The sequence below is a fragment of the Pseudoalteromonas sp. APC 3893 genome (assembly GCF_030408095.1).
Classification (GTDB): Bacteria; Pseudomonadota; Gammaproteobacteria; order Enterobacterales; family Alteromonadaceae; genus Pseudoalteromonas.
Genome location: NZ_JASDCD010000009.1, coordinates 113375 through 126002, shown reverse-complemented (window position 1 = coordinate 126002; position 12628 = coordinate 113375). Strand labels below are relative to the sequence as shown.

The window sequence follows — 12628 nt, the reverse complement described above, 5'->3', positions numbered from 1 at the left end:
CCTAGTTTGTTTGAACGACGGAAAACGCATCCAAACTAATGAGTTCATCAGCCTCTTCAATTGACAAGTGACCGTCTTGTAAGCGCTTTAATATTTCTGTGACTTTGTCATCGTCATTTGAAGAACCCGCATGGTTCGTTTTGTTTAACCAAAAGCTTGTCTCCTTAAAAGGGAGCGTCGGCAGACTCACACGACAGTAAGGAACGTTAGGCCTTTGGTGAAAATTGAACCAATCAAAATTCATACCGCCACTCCATAAACCCGCGATTTCAACATATTTTCCAGCCATAAAGTCTTGTATAAGTAATTGTTGCATGCGTTGTTGCTGCAACAAAGATAATGTGTCGCTATCAATAGACTCGGTTTTAACAAACACACGCTTCATATCTATGTCGTTTGCCAAATATTGCTTCAGCGCTGACTTTAATGTTGCGAGACTATCCGCAATTATCGCTAGCCTAGACGACATAGTTTCACGACCAACCTGAGAGGTATAGGCCATATGAACTAGGTCAGACTCTTGGTACCCATTGCCTGCCAAAGCCGAAATCCAGCGTTCTGCGTACTGAGTTAACTGATGGGTACTCGGCGCAGATAACAAAAATAAATAATCAGAACCGGTTGCCATCGACTCATTTTTGCTAGGCAGTGTTAATTCATTCACTGGTTGATACTGCTCTAAGATAATATGAGCATTGGCTCCGCCAGCACCAAAGGAGGATACGCCAGCTATCTTATGCCCATGCCAGGGGCTCAGTTGACGAGCAATTTGAAACGGTGTCGTTGGCAGATTTAATTGGGGATTTAAATTTTCCGCATGCAACGAGGGCGCAATCTGACAGTGCTCAATCTGCAGTACCGTTTTAATTAACGAAGCGATACCGGCTGCAGATTCTGCATGACCAAAGTTTGACTTAACTGAGCCAACCAAACACTGCTGAGACTTCAGTTGCTCGCCGGTATCTTTCGCGCGTTGCTCAAACGCCTGCGTTAGTCCTTGAATTTCAATCGGATCCCCCAGTCGAGTGCCGGTACCGTGAGCTTCAATATAACTGACCTCACCAGCCTTGAGCTTTGCTTTCGATAAAACGTCGTAAATCAACTCACCTTGTGCCGTGGGACTGGGTACAGTAAAGCCGTTAGTTTGACCGCCATGGTTAATACCAGTGGCACGAATAACTGCTCGAATATTATCTCGGTCTGCTTGCGCCGCCGACAAAGGTTTTAACAACACCGCACCGACGCCTTCTGCAGGCACGAATCCATCAGCAGCAGCCCCAAAACTTTTGCACTTGGCATCTTTGGCTAACATTTGCATCGCACACAAGGCAACATAACCCGTCTTATGAAGATACAGATTAACTCCGCCCGCGATAGCCACCGAACAGTCGCCGTGTTTCAAGTGTTGACAAGCTTCATGAACGGCTGTCAGAGAAGACGAGCACATTGTATCGATTGGCATACTCGGACCGTTAAAGCCAAAGAAATAGGAAACACGATTAGCTACCGAACTAAAGGAGGTGTGAGGAAATATTTTCTCACCGGCTTGCCATAATTCTGGACCATGAAGGTTATAATCGTTTTTGGTGATGCCAACGAATACGCCAACTTTTGCACGCGTTGCTTGCAAACTGTGTCGGGTGTATCCAGCATCTTCAATGACTTCCCAACAGGTTTGCAAAAAGAGACGCTCTTGGGGATCCAAGTTGAGAGCTTCTTTCGGTGTGACTTGGAATAACTCACAATCAAACTCGTCGAAGCCAGTAAGAAACCCTCCCCACTTGCAGTAACTTTTTTGTTTGGCGACCGCTTCTTCGATGGAATCCACATAAAAGTCTTTCAACGCCCAGCGTTCTAAAGGTACCTCGGTAACGGTGGATCGACCTTGCGATAAGTTTTCCCAGTATTCGGTTAAGTTAGCGGCCCCCGGAAATTTTCCGGTCATTCCAATAATCGCAATGAGCTCCGATGCTTCAGGTGACTCAGTTGAGCTAGGCGATTGAGATGTCATTTGGGTTTTCGATGTCTCGTTATCTTGCCATTCTCCATCTTCCGAAAATTCATAGGAAACGTCAGTATCAACAATTCCCTGATCGAGAGTAAAGTTATCATTAACCTGGTTAGCGAATTGTTCTTCTAACCGCTGACATAGCGCTTGAATGGTTCGGCAGTTAAAAAACTCTGCATTACTGAACCCAGAGATCTCTTCTCTAACTTTACTCACGAATTGCTCAACTAGAATGGAATCTAAACCAAATTCCATCATAGGTTCATCAAGATCTATTTGAGCATCGTCTATGCCTACAGTGTTGGCAAATGCCGATATGATAAATGAACGGAGATCGGTTTGAGGAGCCGTTTGTTTATCTGTTGCAGTTTTCTCTGTCAGATTAATCTTCTGTGATTCTTCATGCAAATTTTCCAATAACTCTATCCTATCGCCATTAACCATAGAATTAGATAACGCCGCGAGCTTGTTGGCATACTGCAAAATATTTCGGCAGGCAAAAAAGTCTGCGGTAGTGACGCTACTGAATTTAGCTTTCACTTCATGAGTTAGGTTTTCTATTAAGATAGAGTCCATGCCAAGATGTTCAAAGGGTTCTTGCTCGTCAATTTGACTCTCATTTAGTCCAAGAACATCGGCAAACAAAGGGATTAACCACCGTAAAGTATTGTCTAAACATTGGTTGCGTATTTGTTCTTCTAGTTGAACTTTAGATATGGCTGCATTTTCTGACGCAGAGAACTTCACTGACGGAGTAAGTTGCGGTTCTTTTGCAGTATTTATCTTGGCATTCACATGAGAGCCTAGATGAGATCTCACATTGGAAACTATATTAGAACCGCCCCGCGCTTCATCATTCTGAATAAAGATCCAACCGTCACTCACGGCAGAAATATATTGCTGACCCAATTCAGTAAAGGCTGCTCCATACACCTTAGGAGACTTAAAGCCAGCTTCAGCTAATATCTTAAACCAATTCTCGCTCGACAAAGCAGGACATCCAGACTCTCTTAATTCTCCATCATCATAGTTCCACCAGTCATCTAGTAAGCCGAAGGTTAGCTGATTGAACATACTGGCCTGATTGATTTCAGTTAAGAATAACCGTCCATTACGTTTTAGAGTAGGTTTGATATTCGCCAGCACTTGCCCCATGTTTTTACAGGCATGGAGTACATTACTTGCCAAAACAAGGTCAAAGGCACCGGTATCGATTCCCTGTTCTTGAGGTGTTTGTTCTAAATTGAAGGACTTAAATTCAAACACAGGAAAAGACTTGATAAAACTTGCCAGCTTAGCTTGCTCTAAAAATGCTTTGGAAACATCAGTAAAGCAGTAAGTCGCAACTTCGATACTCGATTCAGCGATTAATAGTTCAACTAATGCTTTGGTTAGCCCTCCGGTACCAGCGCCAACTTCGAGTATCTTAATAGGAGCCGTATTGCCTTGCTTTATTCGCTCTGCCACATAATTTATGATCGCTTTGGCCTGAAAACTATTGAGCACCTCTGCCGGTTTATTTCCTGCGTAGATCCCTTCAACTAATTTGGTGGAGGATTTTTCAAACATCACGCTAGTAGCGGATAGTTTTCCAGTTAAAATATCGGGCAGTGCTCGAAGCATTTTTTCAACCAAACGCATTTGCGAAGACAACTGAGGTTGCACCAGTTGGTTCTCTAATTCAGTCCATTGCTGCCATGCGGTCGCCAAGATATTTGGATAGTCTTCACTTTCAGGCTCAAAATTAAACGGCTTCAATAAGTCTAAGCTGGTTTTCAACCAAGGAATAAACTTTTGCAAACAGTTGTTATCCAGAATGTCTCCCTGCTCTAGGATACGATGATAATGCAAAGTCGCATTAAGGATTATTGCTTGCAGTTTCGCTTGTTGTTGTAGTTGAGTGGTAGTTTCACTGTCATACATAGTTGACAGCGCATGTTTCAAAGTGGATTCAAATTCATCGGGCAACTTTAGTAAGCAAGGTTGAGTAACGTTTTCAATCAGTTGCCAATAACCCGAGTTAATCGAGTAGGCAGTATCGGTCGTTGAACGCATTTTAATGGCATAGACTTGCGATGACTTCGATTGGAATTGACGATTCACCGCTTCAACCGCATCATCGATATCAATTTCAGCAATGCCTAGTTTACTCGCCCGAACCTTATGAGCATGACTCACCCGATCGGCGATGCCGGTTTTGCCCCACCACCCCCAATTAACCACATGGATTGGATAATGAACTTGATCCGCAAGGCCCACAGCCAAGCGATCCATATATAAGCTAGAAGCCACATAACCACATTTACCATGTTCTCTGGAATAAGCTGCCGTTGACGAAAACAGCAGCATGAAATCTAAACTTTGATTTTCCATGATACGAACTAAATTGATGAAGCCCGACATTTTGATACGCAAACTTTGTGACAGCTGAGATTCATCCATTTCGCTGATTCGGTGGTCCATGTCCCCGACTGCCGAATGGATCACACCGTTTAAGCGCTTTGCGCTATTAGTACTTTGGATATTATTGCTTTCGTTGTTCTTGAACCGCTCTTGATAGAAAGCGTTGAGCTGACGCCAATCACCAACGTCAACTTGAAAATACTCGACGGAACCACCCAGTTGTTCCACCGCTTGAATTTGCGAAGCAATGGCTGGGTTATAGGCCGAACGCCCTAACCAAATCAGATGCGCAGAATATTTTTTAGCCAGCATCCGACTCCATTGTTGGCCAATGCCACCACTGCCGCCAACAATTAAATAACAGCCTTTTTGTTGGTAAGGCGTGTGCTCCGTTGGCTCCATATAAGCGGGCTTTAGGGACTGTACTTGCCATTGACCATGGTAACAAGCCAGTGTTTGGCCTGGATAATCATACGCCGATAGATCGATTAGTTTATTTAGTATTTGATCATAGTCGCCATCACAGTCAATGGTCGCTATTTTCCATTGATGTTGTTCCCTGGCAGCGACGCCAAATAAACCGTGTGCCGCAGCATGGGCGGCTTCTATGTGGTCGCTAGAAAGCGCTGGATGAAATGCGTTTTGCGTCATCAACAACCACTCTAAAGGTTGACTGGCAAACGAACTCTGAGCAAAGGCTTTAATTAATCGAAAGCATCTTAGAAGGAACTCTGAATCAGCTTCAATACCATGGGTGGTGAAACTGTCCAAAGAAGCCAGTGGTGGTGGTAGCAAAATAATTTGTTGTGGGTTAGGCAATAGCAACCAGTCAAGTGAATCAGAATTCGTTGCGCTTCTAAAATCTATTTGTTGTGTCTGTTCGGCCAGCGCTGTAAAGCGATTTAATTCTTTCTGCCCACCACCGATAAGCAATACTTGTTTCGATTGGTGTTTTTGCTGTTTTTCAGTCGCAGAATTCAGTGTAATTTTTCCCCAAGTGGGTAATGATAAATTGATCTGAGTTGTTTCCTCTGAATTCACAAAGTCATTGGTGTTACTCGGTTTAACTTGCGATTCACTGGGTCGAGTTACGTTGGTCATTAACTGCTTTGTTTTAAATCCTTTAATAGATAACACCAACTGATGATTGATATCCATAACATCGATATCGTAACACTGCACTTGATGATTACGGTCATTTTCTACGCGACGAATATGGGCCCAATGCTCTGTTTTACAGGGAGCAAAAATTTCCAGTCGCTCAATGCCAGAGGCCAGGAATCGTGCGTCGCTTGCCTCAGCGGGAACCAATAATGAACAGCTGTGTAATACAGCGTCGAGTAACCCCGGATGAACAATCAAGTGTTGATGTTCTGAATCATAGCCTGATTGAGGAAGCGATAGACGTGACACAACTTGCTCCTTACCCAAGGCAAGATGCTTTACCGCCCGGAAACTCTCTCCATAGCATAATCCAACACTCGACAATAATGCGTACAGACTTTCACCGGTTACCTCTTGAAAGCCAACTCTGGTATCAGGCAACGCTAACCATTCTTTCGGAGTTAAACCTTGTGTCGCGGCTGTTACCTTAGCGGTCGCGACAAGACTTTGATTGTTTTTATATACTTTAAAGTCATGTGGTTGATTGGAATGAGTGCTGTTAACTACTACTGAAAAAGAGTCCGAGTGAGTGATCGGCTGTAACCACTTGAGTGATTCAATGACGTAAGGAAAATGGCTTGTCTCTCGGTTAAATGAACGATGGTGTATCGCCGCTAAAGCTAACTCAACGGAAGCGGATCCTGGTAGGGTGTTTTTTCCGTGAATTTGATGGTCGGTAAATAATGGGTGACTTGCCATCAATTGGCAACGGAACTGACCTCGTTCATCCTGTTGAGCGACTAAATAGGGATGCCCTTGCTCAATCCTTTTGATATTTCTTTGATCAACTTCATCGCAACTGATTTCAGCGGAGAGGTTGCTCGACTCGAAAGTGGACTCGAATGTTGACTCAAATTTAGGTCCAGCTCCCTGAACCCAATAGACATCCCGGGAAAATGGGTAACGAGGTAAAGAAACACGGTAAAGTCTTCGTTTCCCGAAAAACGTTTGCCAATCAATTTTGGCCCCCATCACGTACTTTTGCGCGAGCTGTGCTAACCATGGTTTTTGATGTTCCGGTGACACTTGATGTTGCGGTGTCACTTGCGAAATTTTAGTGAGGAGTTGCGAGGCTTCGGCAGATAAAGCTGACTCATTTGATTCATCTATCTGGGCAGAAAAAATAACGTCTCGATAATTCCTTTGCCAGTCGTTTGATCCAGCCGAACCATCCGCTTGCTGTAACCAACCACCAATCTGATCAGATAACTCAGTGAGAGACGAGCACACAAGTGCTAATCGGTGACGCATATGCCGTCGGCCGATGCCTAATGTAAACCCAATATTGGCGAGTAACAGCTCAGGATGGTTGTCGCAGTGATTTTTCAGATCCGCAGCAAGTTGTCGCAGTTGTTTAATACTGGCAGCAGAAACAACAATTAATTCAGCTTGTTGACTGGGTTTAGCAACCGGAGGCTGGTGATGGTCAGAAAGTACGATATGCGCATTAGTGCCACTAAATCCAAAAGAACTGATGGCAGCTAACCGAGGGCCATTTGTTTGTTTAGGCCAAGGCGTTAGCTGCGTATTCACAAAGAAAGGACTGTTATCAAAATCAATTCCCTGGTTAGGCGTGGCAAAATTAATCGACGCTGGTATTGCTTGATGTTGGAACGATAACAGTAATTTAAGCAATCCGGCCATACCGGCAGCATGTGCGGCATGACCAAGATTACTTTTTACTGAACCAATAGCACAAAAATGTTTCTTATCGGTAAATTCCGAAAAGGCGCGATTCAAAGCCCCCATTTCAATCGGGTCGCCTAATCGAGTGCCGGTACCATGCGCTTCTACCAGATCAATATCGGTTGGTGATATCCCATGTTTTGTATAAACTTGGGTCAGCAACTCGTATTGAGAGTTAGAGCTTGGGGCGGTGATACCATTTGTTGCACCATCTTGATTAACACCAGAGCCACGAATCACCGCATAAATATGATCGCGATCGGACTGCGCTTGTTCAAGTCGTTTAAGGAGCAAGGCACCGCCACCTTCACCCGGCACAAATCCATCGGCACGTTCATCGAAGGTATAACACTTACCGGTCGAAGATAACATCTTGGCGTTGTTAGATGATAAAAAGAAGCCAGCGGTTGATTGCACAAACATCGCCGTCACAATCGCCATCTCAATCTCTTGATTGCGCAACGCCCGGGCGGCCATGTCTAAAGCAACTAAGGAGCTTGAGCAAGCCGTGTCAATGGCAATTGCGGGGCCTTTTAAATTCAAAAAATAGGAAATTCTTGCGGCGAGAATCGAACCCGAATTACCCCAAAACGCTTGAGCAGCGGCACCATCACCCAGCAAGTGACCATAGTCGGAACCCGCATAAGCGGAATACACACCACATCGTTTGCCATTCAGTAAATCACCGGCGTATCCTGCGTCTTCTAACGCGAACCAACATTGTTCTAGAGTTAATCGCTGTTGCGGATCAGTATTACGTGCTTCGATACCTGACATATTAAAGAACTTAGGATCGAATAATCCGATGCCATCAATAAAACTACCGAAACTGCAGAAGGCTGGGTCGTTCTTTTGTTCTGGAGTAAATGACCAACGTTGCGCTTTTTCGACCAGGTCTTTTCCTTGCGCGAGATTATCCCAGTACTGTTCGATATTATCAGCACTGGAAAACTTACCGCTCATTCCGATAATGGCGATATCCAATGTTTTGGTCCGAGAAGTGGCGGCTCTCCCCAACAACTCGGCAGTTCCGGTTTTAATCTGTAACTGGTCAGGCACAGTCACCATCACTTTTCCGAGGTTTTTTCGCTCCATTATCAGGCGATACGCATCGGCTATGTCAGCGAAAGTAAATTCATGATTCACCGTGGGGACAATCACACCATCATCAATGTATTGCTCAAGTTGTTGCCAAAGTGTCTGAATCATTTGTGGATGTTTCATACCTAAGCGACGCAAATCAACACTGAATATTGACTGATTGTCGCTGAGTACTGAGAAGTCGATCGATTTAGCGCCTTTGATCGCCGTCATCGACAATTCAATATAGCGCCCGCCATCTGCTAAACAGGCCATACCTTTACTGATCGCGTCTTCTCCTAATGTATTAAGAACCACATCTACACCACGATTTTGAGTGCAAGCCATCACATAGGTTTGAAAATCTTCAGCGCAATAATTAACGGCATGAGTGATACCTTGTCGCTTAAGATAAGCGACTTTTTCGTCACTGCCGCAGGTGACGATGACTTCTGCACCAAAATATTTGGCTAATTGAATGGCGACTTGTCCAGTCCCCCCGGTCGCCGACTGAATTAACACTTTCTCCCCTGGTTGAATATTGGCTTTATTAAATCCGTGGATAACCGTTAAAGCGACCGTGGGAAAAGCGCAAGCTTGACTGAATGACAGTCGGTCATTCTTATAATTCAATTGTGCGTGATGGCATATCACCGCATTCGCGTGTCCACCCAGTTGCTCACCAGTCAGCGCAACCACTTCGTCACCAGGTACGAAAGGTACCTGATCGCTACCCACAGCAATCACAATACCACTGACTTCAAAACCTGGAGAAAATGGATACGCGGGTTGATTGGGATACATTCCTTTGACACAAAGAATATCGGCAAAGTTTAATGAAAATGCTTTAACCGCGACGAGCACTTGTTCTGGAGCAAGCTCAGGGATAGGTAATCGCTCCAGCACTAAATCTTCTACTTCACCGGGTCCGGTGATGAGATAACGACAATACTCCTTAGAATTCGGTGGCTGAATGCTTTCGGTTATCTTTGTGACAGTCGTTGGCGATGAATAACTCAGTCTTTGTGGATTGCTAACTAAATTGGCTGCGAATGAGTGAGGTGTTTTGCTTTCAACTTTCGAGACCACGTCATTTCGTTGCGGCTGTTTATCTATAGCAAGTGTGTAATCAATAGCTCGCGTGTTATCTTGAATCAGCGTGTTACTTTTAAACTCGCTGATATGGTCGACCAAAGCTTTAACATTGGGATAGTCAAAGACCACGGTGGTAGGTAAATTTAACTCGACCGAGCGGTTAATAATGTTAATCAGATTCACCGCAACAATTGAGTCGACACCGTATTCAGAAAATGCTCTACCGGTATCGATTTTCTCTTTTGGGTATCTGAGTACTTTAGCGACACTATCGATTACAACGTGGGTCAATTCGGTTTTGTCTTGATTAATGGCTTGCTCACCACTGGGTTCCATCACTGCCTCTTGCACTAGTGTTTGATTGTTAAGTTGCTTTGTTTCTACTGGTTTATTTTCTGAAATTTGATGGTCTTCGATGATGACTCCATCACTTTGTGCCGCCAATACAAACTGCCTCACGGTTTCTGAGTTGTCAGTCATGGTATTGATCGAATGAAATCCTGCTTCAGCGATCATTTTATGCCAATTGTTTCGTGAGAGTATTGGTGCGCCCTGAATCCGCACTTCTGGATCGTCAAATAGCCACCAACCATCCAATAAGCCAAAGGTTAAATGAGCAAACAAAGTATTTTCAGAAATTTCATTGATTAATACACATCCACCGCCGGTCAAGAGTGACTTAACATTGTGAATGGTATGTCGAATGTTGCGCGTCGCATGGAGTACATTGGTCGCCACAAGAAAGTCAAAATGTCCCTTACCACACCTTCCTACATCTAATATTTTTTCAACATTTAGGTGAGCAAATTTTAGAAATGGAAATCGTTTCGAGTAACGATTGTCGGCATGATTTAAGAAGGCCTGAGAAATGTCAGTAAACCAATATGAATCGATATGCTGTCCTAGGGGTTCTAAATGCCGTAACACGGCTTCGGTGGTACTGCCAGTTCCAGCTCCGATTTCAACGATATTGAAGCGATAGTCCGGTTGTTTACTCAGCTTTTGCCGCATCATTTCAGTTAAGCTTAATGCCAATTGCGAGTTGCAGTAATCAGATACTCTATTACCTTGATACACTGAGGTGACTGAGGAGGTGTGTCCATCAGAGAACAGAGCCTCAGTGGCCATTTTATGGCCTAATAAAATATCGCCTAATGCAGACAGCACCCGTTTTATTAAAGCTAACTGCTGACTACCTGACTCGCCCACATGATTCATGGCTTCAATTTTTTGCCAAACCTCGGACTCAGACCATGAGTGATTATCACCGGAGAGGTGATACTCGCCGTTCGCTTGTTCAACAATGACCTCGTGCATCACTAATTGACGTAGCGTTTCTGTCAACCAAGCCTGAAACTTGGGCATCATAGGCAGTTTTTTGGGAGCAATGACTTTTAAGCGATGCTCTTTATTAGGGCCTAAGTCGCAAAGTTTTCGAGCAACGATTTGACAAATTAATTGAACAACTAATTTTGTATCAGATGAAGACACTGATTGCTCAGGGACAAATTTTGTGTCGAATTTTTCGAGCATTGCTCGCCAATCATAAGTGTTTTGGTGCGCACCGGTTAGTGGTTGAGCGACTGCATTTAGGTGCTGAACTACACCCGGAAAACGAATGGACTTGGCTACATCCATAACGAGCAATTGTTGACAAGATGAACCGATCAGTGAATCCATCACCTTCATACTAGCGTCAGATATGAGTGGCAAAATTCCCATCTTCTGCATTCGATCGCGATAATGATCACCAGAAACAATGCCTATATTTCCCCAGTAACCCCAATTGATTATCTTAACGGGCGTGCCAAACTCAGAATGCAGTTGATAGGCCAAAGCATCTTTAAAAGTGCATCCAGCAGCATAGTTTGCTTGACCCGGCGCGGTAAGAAAACTTTGCGTTGAAGAGAAGAACAGCACAAAATTAAGTGGCCATTGACCAAATACTTCTGCAATTGCGGTAGAAACGCCTACTTTGGAAGAGAAAACTTCTATTAACTCTTGTCTTTGCAATTGCTCAACGGATTTATCTTTCAAGGTTATCGCGGAGTGAACCACACCTTTGACTGGCAGGTTAAAACGATTTTGTATTTCGTTAGTGGCTGCTTTTAATTGAACCGGATCAGAACCGTCCGCTTGAATATAAATAGGTTTGTTATTTGCCGTAGAATAGCGCTCTAGCTTTTGATCAATGTCGCTATCTACTTTACGACGACCTAACCAAACAATTTGCGCGTCGTAGCGCTGAATTATATAGTCGGTAAATACTTGACCAAGCCCCCCTGCTCCACCAATGACTAGGCAGACTTCTCCCGGTGCCAGTGATGGTAAAGTCGGTTCAGATAAGTTTACAGGACAAAGTTGTCGCTGATAAATGACTTGATTTCGCCACCCCACTTGTCCAGTCGATAAGCCCACGATTCGATTCCAGTCACCCTTAGATAAGTCATCTGTATTGGCAGATAAATCAATAAACAAACCGTTCCAATGAGGATATTCGTGCATCACTGAACCCAAGAATCCCCAAAGAGCTGAGCCTTGGCTGCTAATGATATCGTTGCTCTGGATCTTTTGCGTAAGGGTGGTAAACACTTTCCAGTTTAATTCTTGACTGGCGCGTCCGGCTTCGACTAATGCTTTAACCAAGTCAAGCATTGCGGCAACCAGTCTTTGCTCGCGGCGTGCTAGTTCGGAGATACTTATACTCATGGTCACAGGAAGTAGGACAAGCGTATTAAACTCGGGTAACTGACCTATAGCTGAAACGAGCTCGCCAACGGAGTGAAAAGCCTGTAAATCCAACCAACTTTCACTATCTCTTTGATAATGGCAAGTTGTTCTGGGCTCGCCAAAGTGAAGCACGAGTGTTGTTGCTGCTAGGTGATTTTCTTCTGGACTTATTGGCTGCCACAAAGGAGTTAGTTCATAGTGGTTGCGTTCCTCGATATTAGCGGAGGTGTTGAGAGCAACATGTTCTTGTGTCGCTGTTTGGTTGTTGATAGTGGACGTTTCTGCTAGTGGCTCTTGCTTATGGCGTAATTCATGCTGCTGCGCTTTTTTTTGCTGTTGTTGCTGCGATGGTGAAATGCAGCGGCAAATAAAGTCTCTTATGGTGACACAGGGATAACCTTGAGAGTCAAGAATCTCGATAGTGAAATTTAACTGCTCCGTATCGGCGCTACCCTTGTTCAT

At 44.2% G+C, this 12628-nt stretch carries 1 protein-coding gene (only partly in view); it reads right to left on the bottom strand.

Annotated features, from left to right (window positions below; translation table 11 throughout):
• Position 1 precedes the first annotated feature (1 nt).
• Positions 2 to 12628, bottom strand: the 3' portion of a protein-coding gene (locus tag QMA12_RS12175; RefSeq protein WP_290210264.1) for an amino acid adenylation domain-containing protein. It continues 8598 nt past the right edge of the window; only the last 12627 of its 21225 coding nucleotides appear in the window; the start codon falls outside the window, past its right edge; it ends in the stop codon at positions 2 to 4.